We start from the raw sequence: 21,551 nt of genomic DNA, 5'->3' as shown, positions 1-21,551 counted from the left end.
CCTCTCAGCGGAGCCGGATGCGCGGGTCGATCAGCGAATACCCGAGGTCGGTCACCAGGTTGATCAGCACGACCCCGGCCGCGGTCACCACGACGATCGTCTGCGCCAGCGGGAAATCGCTGTTGATCAGCGCGTCCCTGGCGAAACTGCCGATGCCGGGCCAGCCGAACACCGCCTCGACCACCACCGCACCGCCGAGCATTTGCGTGATTTGCACCGCAATGACAGTGAGCACCGGCAACAAAGCATTACGGAACACATGCCGGAGCACGACTGCGCGTTCCCGCAACCCTTTCGCCCGCGCGGTACTCACGTGTTCGGCCGTTCCGGCTTCGAGCATCCCGGACCGCAACAGCCGGACCACGCGGGACAACGGAAAGAGCGCGAGCGTGATCGCCGGAAGGACCAAAGAACCCGCCGAACCCGCACCCGACACCGGGAACCACGGCAATGCCACCGCGAACACGAGGATCAGAATCGGCCCGGTCACGAACGGCGGCACCGACTGTCCCAATGCAGCAAGGAAACCGGCGATCCGGTCCGCGACGCCACCGCGCCGCCGTCCGGCGAGAATCCCGAGCGGCAACGCAACCAACGCGGTGACCAGCAATGCGGCACCGGCAAGCAGCAGGGTGTACGGCAATCGTTGCAGCACCAAGCCCATACTGTCCTGCCCGTATTGCAGCGATGCCCCGAAATTGCCTCGGACAATTCCGCCGAGGTAGTCGACGTATTGCACCGGCAGGGGCCGGTCGTAACCCAGTTCGTGCTTGATCCGGGCCACATCCGCATCGGACGCACCGGAACCCTGCAGGGCCACACCGATCGGGTCACCCGAGGCATGGAGCACGAAGAACGTCAACGTCACCACCGCGAAAAGGACCAGCACCGCCAATCCGGCGCGGCGCAAGAGAAATCGGGTCATGCCGCCCTCCGCTCCCAGAAGTGACAGGCGACGCGGTGCCCGGACGCGACCTCGTCCAGTTGCGGCGCCTCGACCCGGCAGCGATCCTGCACTGCCGGGCATCGAGTCTGGAATGGACAGCCGTCCGGCGTCGCGCCCGGGTCGGGCAGGTCGCCGGAGAGGATGATCCGTTCCCGCGTCCGCTCCACGCGCGGGTCCGAGCGCGGTACCGCAGACAGCAAAGCCTGCGCGTACGGATGCAGTGGCCGCGCGGCAACGTCTTCGCGGTCACCGATCTCGACGATCCGGCCGAGGTACATCACCGCGATCCGCCGGGACAGATGCCGGACCGCGGCCAGGTCGTGCGCGACGAACAAATAGGTCAGGCCGAATCGTTCCTGCAGATCTTCCAGCAGGTTCAGCACCTGTGCCTGCACCGAAACGTCCAATGCGGACACCGGCTCGTCGCACAGCAGCAGCTTCGGCCGGGCGGCGAGCGCGCGGGCAATGGCGATCCGCTGGCGTTGCCCACCGGAGAACTCGTGCGGATACCGTTCACCGGAATCCGCCGGAAGGCCCACCGCATCAAGCAATTCGCCGACCTGGTCCGCCGCCTCCCGGCCGGTCGCGAGCCGGTGGATCCGCAGTGGCTCGGCAATGGCGGCGGCGACTTTCATCCGTGGGTCCAGGCTCGCGTACGGGTCCTGGAACACCATCTGCGCATGCCGCCGTACCCGGCGCAGCTCCCGGGGCCCCAACGTGGTCAGGTCCCGTCCCTCGAACTTCACGGCACCCGACGTGACCGGCACCAGCCGCAGCAACGCCCGGCTGGTCGTACTCTTCCCGCACCCGGATTCCCCGACCAGGCCGAGGGTTTCGCCCGCGTCGAGGTGAAACGATACGCCGTCGACAGCCTTGAGCACGGCCCGTCGCCGCAGCCGCGAGCGGAGTCCAAAGTGGACCCTCAGGTCCGACACTTCCAGCAGCGGCGTGGTCATGCCGCACCTCCGGCAGCTCCGGCGAGCGCCCGCGCCCGCACCGGACATGCCGCGCGGTGTCCGGGCCGGACAGTCTCCAGCACCGGATTCCCTTGACGGCAAGCAGGTTCCGCATACGCGCACCGCGGCCGGAACGGACACTCCAGCGCCGGTCCGGCCAATGCCGGGGCGCTACCCGGAATTGCCCGCAACCGGTCCGGCCGAGGTCCGTCGATCTCCGCGCGCGACCCGATCAGCGCCGCGGTGTACGGATGCACCGGCGCGGTCAGCACGTCCTCGGCAGTGCCCTCCTCCACGACATACCCGCCGTAAAGCACCACGACCCGGTCGGCCAGCCCGGCGACCACCCCGAGATCGTGGCTCACCAGCACGACCGCCATCCCGAGCCCGTCCGACAGCCGGCGCAGCAGGTCGAGTACCTGCGCCTGCACCGTCACGTCGAGCGCGGTGGTCGGCTCGTCGGCGACGAGCACGGCCGGTTCGCAGCTGATCGCCATCGCGATCCCGACCCGCTGCCGCATCCCGCCGGACAGCTGGTGCGGGTACGCGCGCAGCCGGTCCCGCGGGGCCGGGATGCCGACCAGCGCGAGCAGCTCGGCGGCCCGGTCGTCGGCCTTCCGGCCCCGCAAATCCGTATGCACGCCAAGGGCTTCCCGCAATTGCGCGCCGACCGTCATCACCGGGTTGAGCGCGGACATCGGGTCCTGGAACACCATGGCCAGCTTCGCGCCGCGCAGTTCCCGGCGCCGCGACGGTGGAGCGGCCGTGACGTCCTCGCCGTCGACCTCGATCGAGCCCGCCACGACCTGGCCGGGCTCCGGCACGAGCCCGAGCAGTGCGCGCCCGATCGTCGACTTCCCGCAGCCGGATTCGCCGACCAGGCCGAGGGTTTCGCCGCGCGCGAGGTCGAACGACACGCCGTTGACCGCATGCAGCACGCGCCGCGACCCCGGGAACACGACCTCAAGGCCGCGTACGCGCAGCAGCGGGTCCACCGTCGCGGCCGAGGTCATGCCGGGACCGGTTCGCGGGCCTGTGCCAGGAACTCCCGCCCCGCCTTGCCGAGCAGGCCGGTGTTGCTCACCGCGATGAGCCGCGCGCCCATCGCGGCCGAGGCCCGCGCGGCCGCACCGTCGCCCACCGACGTGCTGATCACCTTGCCTGCCGCGGAAATCCGGGCCGCCGCGTCGGTCACCCGCCGGACCACCTCGGGGTGGTCGAACTGGCCGGGCACGCCGAGCGAACCGGACAGGTCCCCGGCACCGAGGCAGCAGACCTCCAGGCCGGGAACGGCCAGGATCTCGTCGAGGTCGTCGTATGCGGAGACGTCCTCCAGGAGCGCCGCGGGCATCGTGTGCGTGTCGGTCGCGGCGAAATACTCGGCGGGTGTCTGGGTCAGACCGTAGTTCGCCGCACGCGACCCGGCACCGAGGCCGCGGCGGCCCACCGGCGGATAGGCCAGCGCGGCGACCAGGTCCTCGGCCGCCTGCCGGTCGGTGACGTGCGGGGCGATGATGCAGTTCGCGCCGGTTTCGGCGAAGCCGAGCAGCACCTCGGGCCGGTTCGCCGAGGCCCGCACGACCGTGCCGAGCCCGACCGCGTCCGCGGCGGACACCAGCTGGTACGCCTGGTCCACGGTGAGCCCGTCGTGCTCGGCGTCGAGCAGCACCCAGTCGAACCCGAGGTGCCCGACGAACTCCACCTGCCGCGGGGTTGCGAAGTTCATGAACGCGCCGAACAGCGGGCGGTCCTCGGCGAGCAATGCACGTAACCGGTTGGTGCGCATGGGAAAGCTCCTCACTTCGCGTCGGTGGTCGGGAACTTGAGGCCGTCGGCGAGCGCGCGGGCGCGGCTGTCGGCGAGCCCGAAGATCTCGCCGCGGGCGACCTCCTCGTCCCAGCCGCGGTGCACGGCGACGAGGTCCGCCGCCTTGGCCAGCACTCCGGGGACGGCAGCGGGCGGGATCGCGACGATGCCGCCCTCGTCGGCGACGATCACGTCACCCGGGTTCACCACCACTCCCCCGCACGCGACCGGCACGTTCACCTCGCCGGGCGCGGTACGGGCGGCGCCGTTGGTGGTGACGCCGCGGGCGAACACAGCCAGCCCGTGTTTGCGCATTTCATGGGCATCGCGCACCGCGCCGTCGACGACGACCCCGGCAACGCCGCGGTTCACCAGCGCCAGGCTCATGTACCCACCCAGCATCGCGGTGGTGACGGCACCGCGGGCGTTGATCACCAGCACGTCACCCCGCTGGCAGGTGTCGAGCGCGACCCGCAGCATGTCGATGTTGGCCACCGTGACGCTGAGCGTGACGGCAGGCCCGGCGATCCGGTCGATCGGCTGGTACACGCCGCGGATGCCGAACATCGTGCCGGCGTGCCGCATCGTGTCCGCCAGGTCGGCGACGTCGTACTCGCGCAGCTGGTCGACGAGGTCGGCGGAAAGCCGTTCGGCGGCGGGTTCCACCCGGTATCCGAGTTCCATTGTGCACAGTCCTTTGTGGTCGGTCGGGGTCAGCGGAACTTGGCTGTCTCGAAGTAGAACCGGCTGTCCGCGGGCGGGTTCCAGTCGAGGTCGGCACGCAGTGCGTAGCCCTGCTTCAGCACGAGGATCGGCGCCCACATCGCTTCCTGGGCAATCGCGCGGTCCTGGGCTTGGGCGTACAGCTGCTGGCGCACGGCCGGATCGGTCTTCGCGACGGCTTGGTCGGCCAGGCCGGTCAGCTCCTTGTCCGTGCCCCACACGCCGTAGACCGACTCCGGGTGGAAGTACGCGCGGTTGAGCAGGAAGCTCGAATCGCCGTACACCGGGCTGAACGTCATGGCATAGATGCCGGACGATTTGGCCGGGTCCCGCCACTTCGGCTGCAGCGTGGCGAACGGGCCGCCCTTCATGTTCACCTTGAACCCGACGGCCTGCAGCTGGCCCTGCAGTGCTTCGGCGACTTCCTTGTCCAGTACCGACGTGCCGATCGTGTAGTTCAGGTCGATCGCGATCCCGGTCTTGCCTGCCTCGGCCAGCAGCGCCTTGGCTTTCGCCGGGTCATAGCTGTAACCGGCGAAATTCGGGTCGAATCCGCTTTCGCCTTCCACGAACAGCCCGGTGAGCGGGTCGGCGTACCCCTTGAAGAGGGTGGTGATGATGGCCTTGCGGTCGATGGCGTAGTTGATCGCCTGCCGGACGCGGAGGTCGTCGGTGGGCGGCTGGTTCGTCTTCAGCACCAGGAAGGCCCGCGAATCGCTCTTCGCGAACTCCAGCTTGACGTCCTTGATGCCCTGGACCCGCGGCGCGAGCTCCGGGGTGACGTCGGCGACGACGTCGGCCGCACCGGTTTCGATCATCCCGACGCGCGTCGCCGCGTCCGGCACGGACTTGATCGTGATGCGCTTGACCACCGGCTTCTGGCCCCAGTAGTCGGGGTTCGCCTCCAGGTCGATGGCGACGCCCTTCTGCCACGTGGCCAGCTTGTACGGGCCGGTGCCGATGGGGGCGTTGCCGAACTGCGCGTCGGTCATGCCGCCGCGGTAGGCAGGCGGGAACACGAGCATCCAGGTGAGCTGGGCGGGCAGCGAGCCGAGGTCGGGCGTCGAGGTGTGCACTTCGAACGTCATCTGGTCGACGGCCTTGATCGACAGGTTCGCGAGCACGATCGTGACCTTGCCCGCCGGGTCCTGCCGGTAGTAGTCGAGCGATTTCGCGAACGCCTCGGCGGTGAGCGGCTCGCCGTTCGAGAACTTCACGCCGGGCCGGACCTTGAACCGCCAGGTCTTCGCGTCGACCTGCTGCCACGATTCGGCGAGGCCGGGTTCGAGCACCGGGGTGGCGCCGCGGTAGGTGATGCGCACGGCGGCTTCCATGATCTCGCCGGTGATCCGCGAGGAGGACCGCTGCGACGCGATGTTGTTGTTGAGGCTCTGCACCGCGGCCTGCTGGACCACGACGAGGGAGTCCTTCGACCGCCCCGACGCGGCCGGGCCGCCGCCGCACGCGACGGCCGCGGCGGCCAGTACTGCGGTGATCGCCAGGACGGCGATGCGCTTCAAAGGTGGGACCACGATGTCTCCTTCGATCGGATTTTGGAAATCCGAATCCACATAGCGGGGAGACTAGGCATCGAATGTGAGCTACGTCAACCGGATGCGGCGTGGTTCTGCGTGGTTTTCGGCCGCGAACCGGCCTCGGCGCTGGGTTTTCGGCTGTTTTGGAAATCTGTTCCCGGAACCGGGTACACTCCGGCGCGACCGGAACGGTAGTGGAGGCGGGCGATGGCACGGGTACGAGCGGAAGCCGAGCACGATGGCGACCGGGTCCAGTCGGTCCTCACGGCGTTCCAGCTGCTCGAGCACATGACGGCGGCCGGTGGGGAGCTGGGGTTGTCGCAGCTGGCCACGGAGTCCGGCGTACCGACGGCGACGATCCACCGGATGCTGCAGACGCTGGCGCAGTTCGGGTACGTCCGGCAGGAGCCGGCGACCCGGCAGTACACGCTGGGCCCGGAGCTGATCCACCTGGGCGGCTCCGCCGGACGGCTGCTCGGCTCGTGGGCGCGTCCGGCGCTGGACCGGCTGGTCCGCGAGACCGGCGAGACGGCGAGCCTGGCAGTCCTCGACGGGGCGGAAATCGTCTACCTGGCGCAGGTCCCGTCGCCGCACACGCTGCGCATGCTGACCGAACTGGGCCGCCGGGTACCGGCCCACTGCACCGCGGCGGGCAAGGCGCTGCTGTCCCTGCTGTCCGATATGGAGGTGGCTTCGCTGTTCGACCGCCACCCCCCGGAGCCGATGACCGCCCGCACGCTCGCCGATCCGGCGGCGGTGCTGGCCCACCTGGCTTCGGTGCGCGCACAGGGTTTTGCGGTGGAGGACGGCGAACAGGAGATCGGGGTCCGGGCGTTCGCGGTGGCCGTGGACCTGGACCGTCCGATGGCGGTGACCGTGTCGGGCCCGGAGAGCCGGATGTCACTGGTGGACGTCACGCGGCACATCCCGTTGATGCGCTCGGTGGCGGCGGAGCTGGCTGCCGGGCCGGGGCGGGCTGGGTGACGCTGTTGGCGGCGTCAGGCCTGGCTCCCGTACGGCGGCGGACCTAGCCGGTGATGGCGGAAACCCGGCGGAGGCCGTTGTCGAGCCGTTCCTGCGCCAGCGACGCCGACAGTTCCGCCGCGACCTCGGTGAGCGCGGGCACGAACCCCACCGCGTCGACGAGGCTCATCCGGCTTTCCGGTGCCGACACGCCGATCGCCATGTTGCGTGGCGCGTCCGGGACAGGCACCGCGAGGCAGCGGATCCCGACCGCGTGCTCGCCGTCGTCGAGGGCGTACCCCTGGCGGCGGACCATCGCGAGGTGCTCGACGAACGCGTCCTCGCCGGTGATCGTGCGTTCGGTGAGCGCGGCCATTCCGGTGCGCCGCAACGATTCCCGCACCCGCTGGTCCGGCAGCTGGGCGAGCAGCGCCTTGCCGGTGGCGACGCAATGCGGCTCGACCCGCCTGCCGACCTCGCCGAACGTGCCGAGCCGGTGCCCCGACCGGACCTGCCCGAGGTAGACGACCTCGTCCGCGTCGAGCACGGCGACGCTCGCGGTTTCGCCGGTCCGCCGCACGAGCCGCTCGAGATGCGGCTTCGCCCACGCGCCGAGCAGCAGGCTCGCCGTGGCGCCGAGGTGGATGAGCCGGGGCCCGAGCACGACGCGCGCATCGGGCTCGACGCGCAGGTAGCCCTCCCCGGCGAGCGTCCGCACGAGCCGGTGCACTGCGGTGGACGAAATCCCGCACGCCACGGCCAGCTCGGCCGGATTCCGCCCGGCCGGCGCTTCGGTGAGCGCCTCCAGCAGCTGGAACGCGCGCTGAAGACTGAGCATCTGCCCGCCCCGCACCCCCGCCTGCCCGGCCCCGGCGGTGCTCTTGACTTGATGATCCACTAGGCCAGCTTAGCAAGAAATGGAAACGAACATCCATCTTCGCCCCGGACCTGCCCCTGGCTCACGCAGCCCGCGAGCGGAAAACCGCCAAACCGACGACCACCAGCACCACCGCAAGCCCGGCAAGCCCGGCACCCAACGTGGCCGCTGTGGCCAGCGCACCCACCAGCAGCGGACCCCCCGCATCGCCCAGTTCGCGGCCTACCTCGGCGGCTCCCATGGTCTGTCCGAGCCGTTCCGGTGGCGTCCAGCCGGCCAGATGCGCGAACCCCAGCGGCGTCGCGAGACCGACTCCGGCTCCGATGGTCACTGCTGCGGCAAGGATTCCGGCGAGGCCGGGGATGAACGCGCCCAGTGCCAGGCCTGCCGCAGCCAGCGTCAGACCGGCGGCCATGCCGGGGCCGTCGGAGAGGCGACCGGCGTCCCGGAGCCTTCCGGCGTACGGCTGGACCAGCGCCGAGCTCAAGGCGAGCACCGACACCGCCGCGCCGGTTGCGATGGGACCCAGTCCGTTTGCCGCGCCGGTCACCGGCAGGAAGCCGACGCCGACGGCCAGTGCCGCGGTCGTCGCGGCCAGTACCGCGGTCGGGCGCAGGAAACCGGGCTCGGACAGGCGGCGGACCAGGCCGAGGACGGTCTGGCGGGACCGCGGCAGCGGCGCCGGCGCGGGTACGGCCAGCGCAGCCCACCCGGCGACCAGAATGGCCAGCACCGCAAGGGTCCCGAACAGCAGCGGGAACCCACCCAGCGCGATCAGGACACCGCCGAGCAGCGGGCCCAACGTGTAGCCGACGCTCTTCCACGCGCCGTACCCGCCGAAAGCGCGCCCCTGCCGCTTGGTCGGCGAGAGCCGCGCGACGAGGGCACCTGCCGCCGGGGAGAACGCTGCCGCAGCTGCACCCTGTCCGAATCGCGCCAAGCCGACTGCCGTGGGGTCACCGGCGACGACGAAAGCGCCCGATGCCACGGCGAACGCCACCAGCCCGCCCAGCAGGACCGGTCGCGGGCCGATCCGGTCGGCCAGTGAGCCGAAGACCGGTTCGAGGACTACCTCGGCGCCGTCGTACAAGGCCAGCAGCAAGCCGAGAGTGAGCAGCGAAGCGTGGCTGTACCCGCCGAGGCTGGCGGCGATGCTGTGCGCACCGAATGCGGTGACGAAACCGGCGGCGTACAGCGGCCGCAGCTCACTCATCACATCTGGTGCAGTGCATCGAAAACCTGCTCGGTGAACCCCGCGAGCCGGTCGGTGCAGTGCTGCAGCTGCCGGTCTGCCTCGGGTGCCGAGGGGGCGCCAAAAACGTCCCGCGCCTTCAGATCCCGGTGCCAGCGCCGGAGGCGTTCGAGGCTTTGCTCTTCCTCCTCCAGCTCGGCCATGGTGAACTTGCGGTGGCGGACTTCCTTGTCGATCTCCGCGTCGAATTTCCCGCAGTCGGCAAGGAATTCCGTCCATTCTTCCTCGCGGTCGGCGGTGAACCACTCCACCAGCCGGGTGCCGTCGCGTTCGGCTGCGTCGAGCACGACCACCTCGCCACCTCCTCGCTCGGCCAGTGAAACGGCCTTTGCGACGCCCGCGGCAAACCCAGGTACGTCGGGCACTGCCCACGCGCCCTGGCCCAGCGACAATGCCCCGGCGCGGCGCAGCTCCCGCCACACCGCGACCCGGTGCCGCGACGGCTCTGCCGGTACCCGCACCACGAGCACCAGCCATCGTTCGGTCACAGGGGTGAATGTAGCACGTGTTACACCGCTCGCAGCCCGGCCAGCACGACGTCCACCAGCTCTTCGGCTTGCGCCCGGGTCAGCGGGCCGCGGTTCCAGTTGACCTGGAAGTGGGTCGGGCCGCCGATGAGCCGGAACAGCAGGTCGATGTCGACGGGCGGGATCTCGCCCTTGGCGACGGCCCGGTCGACGCGCTCGCGGAAGTGGTCCCGGCGCAGGTCGAGGTACAGGTCGAGGAAACGGCCGAGCTCGGAGTCCCGTCCGGCCTGACGGGCGGCCTGCAGGCTCGCGTACCCGGCGGGGCTGGTGAGGCTCTCCGAATGCGCGACCATGAAGTCGGCGAGGTCGCGGCGCAGGTCGCCGGTGTCGGCCAGTGGCAGCGTCTGCTCGACGTGGCTCCGCAGTGCCTCGTGCACCAGCTCCTCGCGATCCGGCCAGTTCCGGTACACGCTCGTCTTGTTCACGCCGGCCTGCTCGGCGATGTCCTCGTACCGCAGGCCGCTCAGGCCGTCGCGCGCGACGAGGTCCACCGTCGCGGCCAGGATCCGGGCGCGGACGAGCGCGTTGCGCCCGCCGGGGCGGCGGGTGGTCGCGGAGTCGGTCATGAGTCGTCCTCGGGTCACTCGATGGGCTCCACATCGTAGAGGCGGTTGCCTGACCGGCCGTCGCGGAGCTAGTCTAAAGCAACTAAAAGTTGCTATTGGAGGTCCGGATGGAGCGGATGCCCGCGAACGGCGTCGAGATCGCGTACGTGGCTTCGGGTTCGGGCGAGCCGGTCGTCCTCATCCACGGCGGCGAAAGCAGTCACGCGCAGTACGACACCGTCCGCCCCCTGCTCGGCGCCGGAATCCGCGCGATCGCTTACGACCAGCGCGACACCGGCGAGTCCCGTAACGCCGCGGCGGCGTACGACCTGGCTGACCTCGCGCGCGACTGCGCCGCCCTCATCACCGGGCTGGGCTACGAAAAGGCCCATGTTTTCGGCGCGTCTTACGGCGGCGCGATTGCGCTCCAGCTCGCCGTCACCGTGCCCGAGGTCGTCCGGACGCTGACCGTCGGGGCGACTTTTCCACACGCCGCATCCACGCCGGGTAATGACGCTCGCCGGGTACTGGCGCTGCCTCCTGAAGAACGGACGCGGCAGATGCTCGGGCTTCTCTTGTCGGAAAAGGGACAGGAATCTGCAGAATTGGTGGCCGAAGCCCGGGCAGTCTTGTTCCATCGTGCGGCCGAAGCGGATGCGCGCCGGACCGCTGCCATCCGCACCTATGATGTTGCCGATCAGCTGTCCGCCATCACTGCCCCGACCATGCTCATTTACGGCGAAGACGACCAGCTTGCCGCACCGTCCATGGGCCGCGAGATCGCATCCGGTATTCCGGGAGCACAACTCGTCGTACTCCCGGAACTGCGGCACGGCATCACCCTGGAAGGCAAGAATTCCGTCGCCACCCTGCTGCGGGAATTCGTCCTCGCCCACCCGATCGAAAAGGAAGACTGAGCCATGCACATTCTCGTCTCGGGCGCCGGAGTGGCCGGATTGTCCGCCGCCATCAACCTCGGCCGCCGGGGGAACCAGGTCACCTTGATCGAACTCGCCCCGGAAATCCGGACCAGCGGCACGCCGATCGACATCCGCGGGGAAGCACTCGTGATCGCCGGGGAAATGGGGCTCCGCGGGCGGATGGAGGAGAAGCGAGCGCACGTCACCGACCGGATCAAATACGTCGACGAAAACGGCGGCTTCCTCGCCGACGTTCCCTTCACCGACGCCAACGACTCCCCCGACGACCTCGAAATCACCCGGGAGGACCTCTCGGAGATCCTCACCTCGGCGCTGGCCGAAACCGGTACGGAAATCCGCTTCGGCGAATCCGTCGAAGCACTCACCGACGACGGCGACGGGGTCGACGTGCAATTCACTTCCGGCCGCACGGAACGCTTCGACCTCGTCCTCGGCGCCGACGGGCTCCATTCGAAAGTCCGCGCAGTCGTCTTCGGGCCCGAACGCGATTACCTGCGGCATCTCGGCGCTTACATCGGCGGAGTCGAGCTGCCGCCGAGCTGTCATCCGGGTGAGTACAATCTGATGTACAGTTTCCCCGGCCATTCCGCCGGAATCATGGCCTATGACGGCAAAGTCCGCGGCGGATTCATCTTCGGCGGTGCGCCGATCGACTACGACCACCACGACGTCGAGGCGCAGAAAAAGATCGTCGCCGACGCGTTCGCCGGGGTCACTGCATGGCGCGTACCGGAATTGCTGCAAGCGGTCCGCGAGGACAACGGCACGTTCTATTTCGATTCGGTGAGCCAGATCCACCTGTCCGGCTGGCATCGCGGACGCGTCGCGCTGGTCGGGGACGCTGCGCATTGCTCGGCCCTGTTGTCCGGCCGCGGTACTTCCCTCGCGCTCACCGGAACCTATTACCTCGCCGAAGAACTCGAACGAGCCAAGGGAGACCACCGCATCGCCTTCGCCCGGTACGAATCGCGGCAGCGGCCATCCGTCGATTTCGCCCAGCAAAGCGTCACCCAGGGCGAAGCACTGTTTCTGTCCGGCCAGTAGCAGGATGGACGCCATGGCCCGGGTGGCGGCCGAGTTCCTCGATTCCCTGCCGCCCGAGCTGCACGTCCGGGCCCGGCTCGCGCCGCTCGGCGATCCGGCGGTCGATGCCGAGCGCCGCCGATGGTTCTACACCCCCACCGACCACGGCGGCGTGCCACTGCGCGAGCTTTCGCCCCGGCAGCAAAGTCTCGCGATGCAACTGCTGGCCACCGGGCTGACGCGGCCCGCCTACGTCACCGCGAGCATCGTGCTCGGCCTGGAAAACGTCCTCGACGAACTGGAGGGATGGCAGGTCACCTGGGGCCGCGAACGGGGCCGCGACCCGGGTCTGTACTGGATCCGGGTGTTCGGCGACCCGGGCGCGCCCGACTGGGGATGGCGGGTCGGCGGGCATCACCTGTCGATCAACGTCCTGGTGCGGGGCGGGCGGATCGCCGCGACCACGCCGTCGTTCCTGGGGGCGGACCCGGCGGCGTCACCTCTGCTCGCCGGAACGTTGCGGCCGCTCGGCGGGATCGAGGACGTCGCACGGGACCTGATGCGCTCGCTGCCGCCGTCCGCGCAGGCCCAGGCGCTGCTGCACGACCGCGCGGCGCCGGACATCGTTTCCGGGAACCGGTCGCAGATCCACCCCGGAGATCGGGTGATACCCCTGGCCGACCTCTTCCGCGGTCCGCTGCCGACCGCGGAACTGCGGGCGCGCATCGACCGGATGGACGCCGCCGGGCGCGCGAAGTTCACCGAACGGGACCACGCGGTCATGGCGATCACCGCTGAGCCACCAGGGATTTCCGCCCGCGACCTGACTGCCGAACAACGCGCGTTCCTGCGGATCCTCCTCGCCGGATACACCGACCGCGCCCCGCAGCCGATCGCCGACCACCATCGTCGCCATTACCTCGACGACCGCCATCTCGACGCGGTCCACTTCGCCTGGGCAGGCAGTACCGCCAAGGGCGAGCCGCATTATTACCGGCTGACCGGCCCCGACCTGTTCGCCGAATACGACAACACCCAGCGCGACGCCAACCACGCGCATTCCGTGTGGCGCAACCCGAATGGTGACTTCGGGCCGGACCCGTTGAACGCCCACCGCACCGCGGCCCACGGTGGATGATCACGGCTTACGGGCCACCACCCGTTCCACGACCCCGGCCTTGCTCCGTTCCGATCGCTCCACTTCGAGCCCCGCGGCGGCGAGCAACGGCAGCGGACGGCGGGTCAGGTAGTCGCCCAGCTGCGCAACGGTCAGCTTCTCCAGCAGCCGCTGTCCGAAGTGGATCGGCCGCCGATGGCTGACGACGTGGTCCAGCAGCAGAAGCCGCCCGCCCGGGCGCAGGACGCGGTGCATTTCCGCAATGGCCACGCGCTCGTCCGGGACCCCGCACAAGCCGAGCGTGCACACCACGGTGTCGAATTCCGCGTCCGGAAACGGAAGTGCCTGCGCGTCGGCCTCGGTGAGGGTGATTTCGCGAGGCAGCTCGGCGGCCCGGCGGCGGGCGAGGGCGAGCATTTCCGGGCTGAGGTCGATGCCGGTGAGCCGCGCGTCCGACGGGTACCACGGCAGGTTGCGGCCCGTTCCGACGGCGACCTCCAGCACGTCGCCCCGCGCCTGCTTGCACAGCCACTCGCGGCCGTCGGCCAGGAGCAAGCGCTCGAACCAGGCGATCATCCGGTCGTAGCGCGGCGCGGCCTCGTCCCACTTGCGGCGCAGCCAGTCCTCGTCCATCGGTACCCCTTCCGTCCCGGTTACTCTGACATCCATGGGGGTTTTCGACTACGACGCCGAGCTGCGCCGGTACGACCTGTGCCTGCGCGAAGCCGCCGACGTGCAGCCCGGCGACCACGTCCTCGACATCGGCTGCGGCACCGGCCAGACCACCCGCGCCGCCGCCGAGGTCGCCGTGCGCGCGCTGGGAGTCGACATCTCCGCCGCGATGATCACGCAGGCCCGGGAAGTCACCGACCTGCCCAACGTGCGTTTCGAGCAGGCGGACGCGCAGACGTACCCCTTTCCACCGGCGGAATTCACCCTCGCGCTCAGCCGGTTCGGCACCATGTTCTTCGCGGACCCGGTCCGCGCGTTCACCGGGATCGGCCGCGCGCTGCGGCCCGGAGCGCGGCTGGTGCAGCTGGTGTGGCAGGACCGCCGCCGCCAGGAATGGGCGACCGCGATCCACCAGGCGCTCGCCGAAGCCGACCCGCCGGAGACCCGGGACGGCGCGTTCTCGCTGGCCGATCCTGACCTTGTGCGGACCGTCCTCACCGAGAGCGGGTTCACCGGCGTCGAGCTCGCTGACCTGCAGGAACCGGTCTGGTACGGCGCCGATCCCGCCGCCGCGCTGGACGCGGTGCTGGTGCTGCACGAGGTCAAAGACCTCGTCGCGCGCCTGGACGATCCTGCGCAAGCGCTCGGGCGGCTCCGGGCTGCGATGGCCGAGCGCCGGCAGAGTGACGGCGTATGGTTCGGCTCCCGGGCGTGGCTCGTCACCGCGCGCCGGGCGTGATGTCACAAAACCGCGCCGGGCGGTGTCCCATGGGTGATCGGCGAGAGGAGCCACCCATGACCGCGCCCGGACCGGATACTGCCACCGAGACGTTTCTCGCCCACCGGAACCTGCTGTTCACCGTGGCGTACGAAATGCTCGGCTCGGCCGCGGACGCGGAGGACGTGCTGCAGGAGACCTGGCTGCGCTGGGCCCGCGTCGACCTCGGCGAGGTCCGCGACCAGCGGGCGTACCTGGTGCAGATCACCACCCGGCAGGCGCTCGGCCGGTTGCGCACGCTCGGCCGGCGGAAGGAGTCGTACGTCGGGACCTGGCTGCCCGAGCCGCTGCTCACCGCACCCGATGTTGCCGACGACGTCGAACTCGCCGACAGCGTGTCGATGGCGATGCTGCTGGTGCTGGAAACCCTGCGGCCGACCGAGCGGGCGGTTTTCGTGCTGCGCGAGGTGTTCGACCTGCCGTATGACGAGATTGCCGAAGCCGTCGGCAAAACCCCGGCCGCGGTACGCCAGATCGGGCACCGCGCGCGGTCGCACGTTTCGGCGCGGCGGCCGCGTGGAGCTGTCTCCCCGGCCGAGACGCGCGACGCGCTCGAAGCCTTCCGGGGCGCGGTCGAAACCGGGGATCTGCAAGGACTTCTCGACCTTCTCGCGCCGGACGTCGTCTTCCTCGGCGACGGCGGCGGCGTGAAGCAGGCGGTGCCGCGACCCGTCGTCGGCGCCGACCGGGTGGCCCGGCTGCTGGCGAACGGGTACGGGAAAATCCCGCCGCAGTCGCTGCGGTCGGTGCAGGTCAACGGGCATCCGGCGCTGGTGCTAAGGCTCGACGGGGAGGTCGACACGGTGGTCGCCCTGCGCATCGACGACGGCCGGATCACCGGGCTGTACGCGGTGCGGAATCCGGCGAAACTGTCGCACATGGAGACGGAAACCGCGCTGCGGCGCTGAGTCCGGGAGGGGTCCCCTGGTACCGGGGTTAGCGTCCGGTCCGTGTTCCAGTTCCGGAAGGCCGCTCTCGCCGGTTTGGTGGTGCTGGCCGGGGTGGTGTCCTGCTCGGTCCCGATGAACGGGCGGGCGAGCCCTGCCTCGGCTCCGCCGGCTGCCCCTCGCGCCACCCACGGGTCCAAAGTGGACACTCTGGCGGACGTGCAGGTGGGCGACTGCCTGGAGTTCCTCGACCGCGGACCGGCCGACGTCGAGGTCGGCACGATCGCGTGCACCCAGCCCGCGGCCGTGTACGAGGTCGCGGTGAAACTGCCGAGCCCGGGCGCGAAATGCCCGTCCGACCGGTACGACACCTACCAGCAAACCGGCCGCGACGAGTTCACCCTCTGTCTCATGCTGAACGCCAAACCGGGTGACTGCTTCGTCGGCCTGCTCGCCGGAGCGACGGGCCCGGAACGCACAGACTGCGCAAAGGCCGACGACGTGGTGACCACGGTGATCCCAGATCGCGCGGACGAGCACGCGTGCCGCCCGGGCACTGAACTGCCGCTGGCATACCCAGTCCCGGCCCCGGGACGGACGGTATGTGTCGGGAGGCAGCAGTCGGGGTAGCTCCGGGCGGAGATCAGGGCATGACGGGGCGGGACACACTCCGTACCGGCGGTCGGCGATCGGAGCAGGTCAGGGCGGGACACGCTTCCGTGCAGGCAGCAATCGGGGTAGCTCCGGTGGGCGGGACACGCTTCCGTGCAGGCAGCAATCGGGGTAGCTCCGGTGGGCAGTGAACGGAGCAGAACCCGCTCCGGGCAGGCTGGAACCGGAGGTAGCTCCGGTGAGCGGCGACCAGGGTAGCCCGACGCAGAACCCGCTCCGCCCAGGCAGGAGCCGGAGGTAGCCCCGGCGGGCAGCGATCGGGGCAGGTCGGAGCAGGACACGCTCCGTATCGGTGGTCGGCGATCGGGGTAGGCGGCGCCACCCGGATGGAGCATGCCATCCTGGTCCCTCCAGGGCGGCCCGCGGGCTGCCGCCGCAGGGACGAGAGGACCGTCGTGGGTGTTGTCGGCTGGATTGTGCTGGGCCTGATCGCCGGACTGATCGCGAAAGCCCTCATGCCGGGCAAGGATCCCGGGGGCTGCATCATCACCGTCCTGCTCGGGATCGCGGGGGCGTTCGTGGGCGGCTGGATCGGGAAGACCCTGTTCCACACCCAGCTCGGGACATTCTTCGACCTCCGCACGTGGGGCCTCGCGATCCTCGGCGCACTGGTGCTCCTCGCCGGATACCGCCTGGTGATCGGCAACCGCCGCGGACGATGACCGGCAACCGCCGCTGACGATGACCGGGCGGTGATCGGCAACTGCCCCGCACGGCGACCGGGCGGTGATCGGCAACCGCAGCGGGCGGTGATCAGCAACCACAGCGGGCAATGGTCGGCGACCTACCCAACCGGGGAGAACAGCTTCGCGCGTGCCCCGGCCACTGCTGATGCCACTGCGCCCGTCCGGACCACGTTGCCCGGTACCGAGCTGAGCGTCAGGCGGGGGCGGGCGATGGCCAGGTCGGCCAGTTCCGCGTCGATGCGGGCGAGCAGCCTGGGGCCGCCGGCGTGCGGGATTGCGCCGCTCAGGACGATCAGGGCTGGGTCGACCACGCAGATCACCGCGGCCAGGCCGGTGGCCAGCCGGGTCGCGAGTTCGTCCAGAAATCGTTCGCTGCCGCGGGAAACGACCTCCCCGACGGTCGCGCCCGGGATTCCGTGTTCGCGTGCCAGGGCCAGCACCGCACCGGCGCCGGCGGCCAGCTGGAAACCGCCGTGGCCGCCGTGGCCGACCTTGCGGCTCAGTGGTACCCCGGCTACCGGCAGGTAGCTGATCTCCCCGGCTCCCCCGGTCGCGCCGCGGTGGATCTTCCCGTCGACGACCAATGCCATGCCCAGGCCCTCGTCGGCCCACAGGAGGACGAAACTTGCGGTGTCGGCGGCCCGCATTTCCGCTACCGCGGCGAGGTTGACGTCGTTTTCCACCGCAACCTCCACCCCCAGTGCGGCCCCGAGGTCGCCGCGCAGGTCGGGCCGGTTCCATCCGGCCAGGTGCGGTGCGTAGCCGAGGCGTCCGGTCCGTGGGTCCAGCGCGCCCGGCATCCCGACGACCACCTGTGCCAGCTCGCCGACCCGCAATCCGACCTCGGCGGCGGCAGTCTCCAGGGCGGCGCGGAGCCGCGACGGGCCGTCGAAGGAGTGGCGCGGCGTCGCGCGTTCGTACTCGGCGACCACCGTGCCGGTGATGTCGGCGATCGCCACGGACAGCCCCTCGGAAGTGACATCCGCCCCGGCGACGTACGCCGCCCGCGCGTTGGCCGCGTAAAGCTTCGCGTTCGGTCCGCGGCCGCGCTCGTCGATCCCGGCCGGCACGACGAGACCGTCGCCCTCCAGCCGGTTCAGCAGCTGGGCGACCGTCGGATGCGTGAGCCCGGTGAGTGCGGACAGCCGGCTGCGCGACAGCGGGCCCTGTTCCAGCAGGAACTCGAACGCGGCCTTGTCGTTGATCGTCCGCAGCAGGCCCGGCCTGCCAGGTGACGCGCTCACCCTACCCCCATTCGCAGCTTTCCTTCATACCGTAAGCGACCCGCACACTCCCCGCGAATTGGCGGTTGACGTGGGGCATGGGTGATCGCTACCGTCGTCGCCAATATGAAGGTTTGTTTCATATTGAAGCGGAGGTTCGTCGATGAGGAACGTCGTCCGCTGGGGGGCGGCCGTACTGGCCGCGGCAGTTGCACTGGCAATACCCGGTCCGGCGGCCGCCGCCGGGCGCACGCTCGTCTGGTCCGATGAATTCGACGGTGCCGCCGGTTCGGCGCCGGATCCGGGCAAGTGGAACCACGACGTCGGCGGCGACGGGTGGGGCAACAAGGAGCTGGAGTACTACACCGACAGCACGCGCAACGCCGCGCTCGACGGCGAAGGGCACCTCAACATCACCGCGCGGTCCGAGAATCCCGAAGGTGCGTCGTGCTGGTACGGCGCTTGCCGATACAGCTCGGCGAGGCTGACCACGAAAGGGAAGTTCGAGCAGCAGAACGGTCGCTTCGAGGCACGAATGCGTCTTCCCCACGGAAAAGGGATGTGGCCCGCGTTCTGGATGCTCGGCGCCGATTTCCCGGATACCGAGTGGCCCGGCTGCGGCGAAATCGACATCATGGAGAACATCGGCAGTGAACCCACGACGGTGAACGGGACCCTGCACGGTCCCGGGTATTCCGACGACAACGGACCGGGCGGGAAGACCACCGCATCAGCGCCGCTGTCCGACGATTTCCACGTTTACGCCGTCGAGTGGTCCGGCGAACGCATCACCTGGTTCTTCGACGACCATGCTTATCTGACGCTCACCCGCGACAACATTCCTTCCGGCGCGCGCTGGGCGTTCGATCATCCGTTCTTCCTGCTGCTCAACCTCGCGGTCGGCGGCAGCTGGCCCGGTGATCCCGGCAGCGACACGGCATTCCCGCAGAACCTGACCGTCGATTACGTCCGCGTTTTCCGCTGAGGAAGGCAATTCCATGCGCCACCTTCCGAGAGTGCTCGCCGTGGCTGTGTGCAGCCTGCTGCTCGTGCCGAATCCGGCACAGGCCGAAACGGCGCAGTACTCCACCTCGAAAACGCCGTACTCACCGCAACAGGACATCCGCACTTATCAACCACCGCCACCGGGATTCACGGCAGTGTTCACCGAACTCGTTTCCCGGCACGGTTCCCGGACGCCCACGAAAATCGACGGCGCCGATCTGCTCCTCCAGCTGTGGGCGAAAGCCCGGGACGAAAGCGAACTGACCTCGGCCGGACAGGATTTCGGGCCGACAATGGAATCCTACCGCGCCGCGATCCAGAAGGTCGGCCTCGGACAGGAAACCGGCCGGGGCCGCCAGGAACTGCAAGGGATGGCCGACCGGATGCAGCGGCGGCTGCCGGAACTGTTCGAGAAAATCAAGAAGGACGCCACCCCGATTGCGGTCGTCCTCTCGCAGCAGACCGGCCGGATCGCCGACACCGCAAAGTTTTTCACCGCTCGACTCGGCGCCACCGATCCCGCGCTCGCGCCGCTCATCCAGCAGCCCGTCGTGGACCAAGACCTGCTGTATTTCCACAAAACCGAACGGGGTAAGGCCTATCGCGACTATCTCGAGAACGACCAGCGGTACCAGGAAACCGTGAAGCGGATCAAGAACCGGGACGGAACCCGCGAGGCGGCCACGGACATCCTCAAAACGATCTTCACTCCCGCTTTCGTCGAGCGCATGGAACCGAGCGCAGTGACCAAAGCCGCGCAAGCATTGTACGACCTGGATGCCATCGCCCCCGATTTGAGTGTGGAAGGAAACTGGCATCTTGACCGGTTCGTCCCCCGGCACGCTGCCGCCTGGTTTGCCTCGATCGACGATGCGAAATCGTTCTACAAAAAGGGACCGGGTTTCGAAGGCAGCGACATCACCTTCGCAATGGCTAGCATCCTGCTCGACGATTTCTTCAAACAGGCCGAAGCCGCCCGCGCCGGCAAGCTCGGCGCCGACCTGCGCTTCACGCACGCCGAGGAAATCATCCCGCTCGCCGCGTTGATGCAGTTGCCCGGCAGTGAAAAGCAAGCGGATCCCGACGAGGACTACACCTACGCGAACAATCCCTGGCGGGGCGCGTCAGTTTCCCCGATGGCCGCGAACCTCCAGTGGGACATCTACCGCAACGGGACCACGTACCTCGTCCGGATGCTTTACCAGGAAAAGGAAATCCCCTTCAAACCGGATTGCACCCCGTTCACCCCGGGAAGCCATTACTACCGGCTGGACGAACTGAGCCGCTGTTTCGGCCGTACTGCTCGATGACCCCCGAGGAGTCCCCATGTCCAGGTATCTCGCGACCGCCGCCGTACTGACCGCCATTTCGACATTCACCTTCGTACCCGGCGCTCGCGCGGCCGAGCAGTGCGGTGTGCTGTACGACGACTTCCATTACACCTCGTCCAGTGACTCCGCGTTCACCGGCAACGGCTGGGCTGCCCGCAGCGGCACCGGCAGCCCCGGCGTGCCCGGCGCGACCTGGCAGCCGGGCAATATCACGTTCCCGACGGTGGACGGGCAGCAGGTCGCGCAGCTCGTCGCATCCACCGACGGGACGGCGGGCGGCACCGCGCACGCCGAGATGTACCAAGCGCAGCAACGGTTCCGTGAAGGTACCTACGCCAGCCGGGTCCGGTTTTCCGACGCGCCGGACAGCGGCGCCGACGGGGACCACATCAACGAAACCTACTTCACGATCTCCCCGCTGCGCTACGACCGCGATCCGGACTACAGCGAGCTGGACTTCTCCGAGTACCTGCCGAACGGCGGCTGGGGCGGCAGCCAGGCGAACTACCAGACCTCCTGGCACACCTACTGGAACAGCCCGACCTGGGGCGGCCAGCGGATTTCGACCGCACAGCAACGCAGTTTCGACGGCTGGCACGACCTCGTGACACAGGTGGCCGGCGGGCACGTGAAGTACTACGTCGACGGTCAGCTCACCGCCGACCACACCGTGGACGCCGACGGCAACTCCGTGTATCCGCGGACGGCGATGTCGATCAACTACAACATGTGGTTCATCGACACCGCCGGGCACAGCGGTGGTCCGAGTGTCTACAAAGAACAGATCGCGTGGACGTACTACGCAGGCAACGAGGTGGTCTCCCCCGCCGACGCGACCGCCCGGGCCGACCAGTACCGGTCCTCAGGCACCCACCACGTCGACACGGTGCGCGGCTGCGCGCTCACTCGAAGCGGGCGGTGACGGCTTCCCCGTGGGCGGGCAGGTCTTCCGCGTCGGCGAGCGCGACCACCCGGGATGCGACCTCGCGCAGGGCGTCCTCGCTGTAGTCCACGACGTGGATCCCCTTCAGGAAACTCTGCACCGACAACCCCGACGAGTGCCGCGCAAACCCACCCGTGGGCAGC

Annotated in this window: 24 protein-coding genes; 11 read left to right on the top strand and 13 right to left on the bottom strand. The window is 69.3% G+C overall.

The window, feature by feature from the left end; translation table 11 throughout:
- Nucleotides 1-4: 4 nt before the first annotated feature.
- The 6 genes from OO71_RS41140 to OO71_RS41115 are packed head-to-tail and all read right to left on the bottom strand — an operon-like array spanning nt 5 to nt 5,963.
- Nucleotides 5-925, bottom strand: a complete 921-nt coding sequence (locus OO71_RS41140; protein WP_051792938.1) for an ABC transporter permease — start codon at nt 923-925, stop codon at nt 5-7.
- Nucleotides 922-1,902: an ABC transporter ATP-binding protein gene (locus tag OO71_RS41135; RefSeq protein ID WP_033295489.1), complete on the bottom strand. Its 981-nt coding sequence runs from the start codon at nt 1,900-1,902 to the stop codon at nt 922-924. Before OO71_RS41135 ends, OO71_RS41140 begins: the two co-directional genes overlap by 4 nt.
- Nucleotides 1,899-2,915, bottom strand: a complete 1,017-nt coding sequence (locus OO71_RS41130; RefSeq protein WP_211260820.1) for an ABC transporter ATP-binding protein — start codon at nt 2,913-2,915, stop codon at nt 1,899-1,901. The genes OO71_RS41135 and OO71_RS41130 overlap by 4 nt, the downstream gene beginning before the upstream one ends.
- On the bottom strand, nt 2,912-3,688 hold the full coding sequence (locus tag OO71_RS41125) for an HpcH/HpaI aldolase family protein (protein WP_033295488.1): 777 nt from the start codon (nt 3,686-3,688) through the stop codon (nt 2,912-2,914). The genes OO71_RS41130 and OO71_RS41125 overlap by 4 nt, the downstream gene beginning before the upstream one ends.
- Nucleotides 3,689-3,699: 11 nt before the next feature.
- On the bottom strand, nt 3,700-4,392 hold the full coding sequence (locus OO71_RS41120) for an RraA family protein (protein ID WP_051792936.1): 693 nt from the start codon (nt 4,390-4,392) through the stop codon (nt 3,700-3,702).
- Nucleotides 4,393-4,421: 29 nt separating this feature from the next.
- Nucleotides 4,422-5,963: an ABC transporter substrate-binding protein gene (locus OO71_RS41115; RefSeq protein ID WP_156096812.1), complete on the bottom strand. Its 1,542-nt coding sequence runs from the start codon at nt 5,961-5,963 to the stop codon at nt 4,422-4,424.
- A gap of 210 nt (nt 5,964-6,173) precedes the next feature.
- On the opposite strand from OO71_RS41115, the gene OO71_RS41110 reads away from it, so the two are divergent.
- Nucleotides 6,174-6,950, top strand: coding sequence for an IclR family transcriptional regulator (locus OO71_RS41110; RefSeq protein ID WP_033295486.1), 777 nt, complete (start codon nt 6,174-6,176; stop codon nt 6,948-6,950).
- Nucleotides 6,951-6,993: 43 nt separating this feature from the next.
- Here the strand turns inward: OO71_RS41110 and OO71_RS41105 are convergent, their stop codons facing one another.
- The 4 genes from OO71_RS41105 to OO71_RS41090 form a co-directional block, all read right to left on the bottom strand.
- Nucleotides 6,994-7,827 carry an IclR family transcriptional regulator gene (locus OO71_RS41105; RefSeq protein WP_245633948.1) on the bottom strand — a complete coding sequence of 278 codons (834 nt, stop codon included), beginning with the start codon at nt 7,825-7,827 and terminating at the stop codon, nt 6,994-6,996.
- 61 nt (nt 7,828-7,888) lie between these two features.
- The gene (locus OO71_RS41100) at nt 7,889-9,019 is read right to left on the bottom strand and encodes an MFS transporter (protein WP_051792935.1); all 1,131 of its coding nucleotides are present in this window, start codon (nt 9,017-9,019) and stop codon (nt 7,889-7,891) included.
- The gene (locus OO71_RS41095; RefSeq protein ID WP_033295484.1) at nt 9,019-9,546 is read right to left on the bottom strand and encodes a Chromate resistance protein ChrB; all 528 of its coding nucleotides are present in this window, start codon (nt 9,544-9,546) and stop codon (nt 9,019-9,021) included. Before OO71_RS41095 ends, OO71_RS41100 begins: the two co-directional genes overlap by 1 nt.
- 20 nt (nt 9,547-9,566) lie before the next feature.
- Nucleotides 9,567-10,151: a TetR/AcrR family transcriptional regulator gene (locus OO71_RS41090; protein ID WP_033295483.1), complete on the bottom strand. Its 585-nt coding sequence runs from the start codon at nt 10,149-10,151 to the stop codon at nt 9,567-9,569.
- 107 nt (nt 10,152-10,258) lie between these two features.
- Between OO71_RS41090 and OO71_RS41085 the strand changes: the two genes are divergently transcribed.
- Genes OO71_RS41085 through OO71_RS41075 form a run of 3 tightly spaced genes read left to right on the top strand, consistent with a single transcriptional unit; the run spans nt 10,259 to nt 13,232 of the window.
- Complete coding sequence (locus OO71_RS41085; protein ID WP_033295524.1) at nt 10,259-11,047, top strand: alpha/beta fold hydrolase; 789 nt, start codon at nt 10,259-10,261, stop codon at nt 11,045-11,047.
- Between the two features lie 3 nt (nt 11,048-11,050).
- Nucleotides 11,051-12,115 (top strand): FAD-dependent monooxygenase, encoded by a 1,065-nt coding sequence (locus OO71_RS41080; RefSeq protein WP_051792934.1) that lies wholly within the window; start codon nt 11,051-11,053, stop codon nt 12,113-12,115.
- Between the two features lie 13 nt (nt 12,116-12,128).
- Entirely contained in the window at nt 12,129-13,232 is a 1,104-nt protein-coding gene (locus tag OO71_RS41075) for a DUF3500 domain-containing protein (protein ID WP_051792933.1), read from the top strand.
- On the opposite strand, the gene OO71_RS41070 is transcribed toward OO71_RS41075, so the two are convergent.
- Entirely contained in the window at nt 13,233-13,844 is a 612-nt protein-coding gene (locus tag OO71_RS41070) for a class I SAM-dependent methyltransferase (protein ID WP_033295481.1), read from the bottom strand.
- A gap of 34 nt (nt 13,845-13,878) precedes the next feature.
- Between OO71_RS41070 and OO71_RS41065 the strand changes: the two genes are divergently transcribed.
- From OO71_RS41065 to OO71_RS41050, 4 genes are all read left to right on the top strand, one after another.
- Nucleotides 13,879-14,622, top strand: a complete 744-nt coding sequence (locus OO71_RS41065; protein ID WP_033295480.1) for a class I SAM-dependent methyltransferase — start codon at nt 13,879-13,881, stop codon at nt 14,620-14,622.
- Nucleotides 14,623-14,678: 56 nt separating this feature from the next.
- Nucleotides 14,679-15,569: an RNA polymerase sigma-70 factor gene (locus tag OO71_RS41060; RefSeq protein WP_033295479.1), complete on the top strand. Its 891-nt coding sequence runs from the start codon at nt 14,679-14,681 to the stop codon at nt 15,567-15,569.
- 42 nt (nt 15,570-15,611) lie between these two features.
- Nucleotides 15,612-16,178: an LppU/SCO3897 family protein gene (locus tag OO71_RS41055; protein WP_033295478.1), complete on the top strand. Its 567-nt coding sequence runs from the start codon at nt 15,612-15,614 to the stop codon at nt 16,176-16,178.
- 437 nt (nt 16,179-16,615) lie between these two features.
- Complete coding sequence (locus OO71_RS41050; protein ID WP_033295477.1) at nt 16,616-16,882, top strand: GlsB/YeaQ/YmgE family stress response membrane protein; 267 nt, start codon at nt 16,616-16,618, stop codon at nt 16,880-16,882.
- A 122-nt stretch (nt 16,883-17,004) separates the two neighbouring features.
- Here OO71_RS41050 and OO71_RS41045 read toward each other — a convergent pair whose 3' ends face one another.
- A complete protein-coding gene (locus OO71_RS41045; protein WP_033295476.1) occupies nt 17,005-18,150 on the bottom strand; it encodes an ROK family transcriptional regulator in 1,146 nt (381 codons plus the stop codon).
- Between the two features lie 142 nt (nt 18,151-18,292).
- On the opposite strand from OO71_RS41045, the gene OO71_RS41040 reads away from it, so the two are divergent.
- From OO71_RS41040 to OO71_RS41030, 3 genes are read left to right on the top strand one after another with little or no spacing between them, the layout of a single operon-like run.
- Nucleotides 18,293-19,114, top strand: coding sequence for a glycoside hydrolase family 16 protein (locus OO71_RS41040; protein WP_033295475.1), 822 nt, complete (start codon nt 18,293-18,295; stop codon nt 19,112-19,114).
- 40 nt (nt 19,115-19,154) lie between these two features.
- Complete coding sequence (locus OO71_RS41035) at nt 19,155-20,444, top strand: histidine-type phosphatase (RefSeq protein ID WP_033295522.1); 1,290 nt, start codon at nt 19,155-19,157, stop codon at nt 20,442-20,444.
- Nucleotides 20,445-20,460: 16 nt separating this feature from the next.
- Entirely contained in the window at nt 20,461-21,387 is a 927-nt protein-coding gene (locus OO71_RS41030; RefSeq protein ID WP_033295474.1) for a glycoside hydrolase family 16 protein, read from the top strand.
- Here OO71_RS41030 and OO71_RS41025 read toward each other — a convergent pair.
- Nucleotides 21,368-21,551 (bottom strand): histidinol dehydrogenase (locus OO71_RS41025; RefSeq protein ID WP_033295473.1); only part of this gene is annotated, 184 nt, incomplete at its 5' end. The genes OO71_RS41030 and OO71_RS41025 overlap by 20 nt on opposite strands.

Source organism: Amycolatopsis jejuensis (assembly GCF_000717335.1).
Classification (GTDB): Bacteria; Actinomycetota; Actinomycetes; order Mycobacteriales; family Pseudonocardiaceae; genus Amycolatopsis; species Amycolatopsis jejuensis.
The sequence above is the reverse complement of the archived record's forward strand: the minus strand, read 5'-3'. Positions and strand labels throughout refer to the sequence as shown.

Bases quoted from the DNA above. Each gene is read 5' to 3' on its own strand.
- OO71_RS41140 (WP_051792938.1), bottom strand. From the start codon at position 925: ATGACCCGATTTCTCTTGCGCCGCGCCGGATTGGCGGTGCTGGTCCTT.
- OO71_RS41135 (WP_033295489.1), bottom strand. From the start codon at position 1,902: ATGACCACGCCGCTGCTGGAAGTGTCGGACCTGAGGGTCCACTTTGGA.
- OO71_RS41130 (WP_211260820.1), bottom strand. From the start codon at position 2,915: ATGACCTCGGCCGCGACGGTGGACCCGCTGCTGCGCGTACGCGGCCTT.
- OO71_RS41125 (WP_033295488.1), bottom strand. From the start codon at position 3,688: ATGCGCACCAACCGGTTACGTGCATTGCTCGCCGAGGACCGCCCGCTG.
- OO71_RS41120 (WP_051792936.1), bottom strand. From the start codon at position 4,392: ATGGAACTCGGATACCGGGTGGAACCCGCCGCCGAACGGCTTTCCGCC.
- OO71_RS41110 (WP_033295486.1), top strand. From the start codon at position 6,174: ATGGCACGGGTACGAGCGGAAGCCGAGCACGATGGCGACCGGGTCCAG.
- OO71_RS41100 (WP_051792935.1), bottom strand. From the start codon at position 9,019: ATGAGTGAGCTGCGGCCGCTGTACGCCGCCGGTTTCGTCACCGCATTC.
- OO71_RS41090 (WP_033295483.1), bottom strand. From the start codon at position 10,151: ATGACCGACTCCGCGACCACCCGCCGCCCCGGCGGGCGCAACGCGCTC.
- OO71_RS41085 (WP_033295524.1), top strand. From the start codon at position 10,259: ATGGAGCGGATGCCCGCGAACGGCGTCGAGATCGCGTACGTGGCTTCG.
- OO71_RS41080 (WP_051792934.1), top strand. From the start codon at position 11,051: ATGCACATTCTCGTCTCGGGCGCCGGAGTGGCCGGATTGTCCGCCGCC.
- OO71_RS41075 (WP_051792933.1), top strand. From the start codon at position 12,129: ATGGCCCGGGTGGCGGCCGAGTTCCTCGATTCCCTGCCGCCCGAGCTG.
- OO71_RS41070 (WP_033295481.1), bottom strand. From the start codon at position 13,844: ATGGACGAGGACTGGCTGCGCCGCAAGTGGGACGAGGCCGCGCCGCGC.
- OO71_RS41065 (WP_033295480.1), top strand. From the start codon at position 13,879: ATGGGGGTTTTCGACTACGACGCCGAGCTGCGCCGGTACGACCTGTGC.
- OO71_RS41060 (WP_033295479.1), top strand. From the start codon at position 14,679: ATGACCGCGCCCGGACCGGATACTGCCACCGAGACGTTTCTCGCCCAC.
- OO71_RS41040 (WP_033295475.1), top strand. From the start codon at position 18,293: ATGAGGAACGTCGTCCGCTGGGGGGCGGCCGTACTGGCCGCGGCAGTT.
- OO71_RS41030 (WP_033295474.1), top strand. From the start codon at position 20,461: ATGTCCAGGTATCTCGCGACCGCCGCCGTACTGACCGCCATTTCGACA.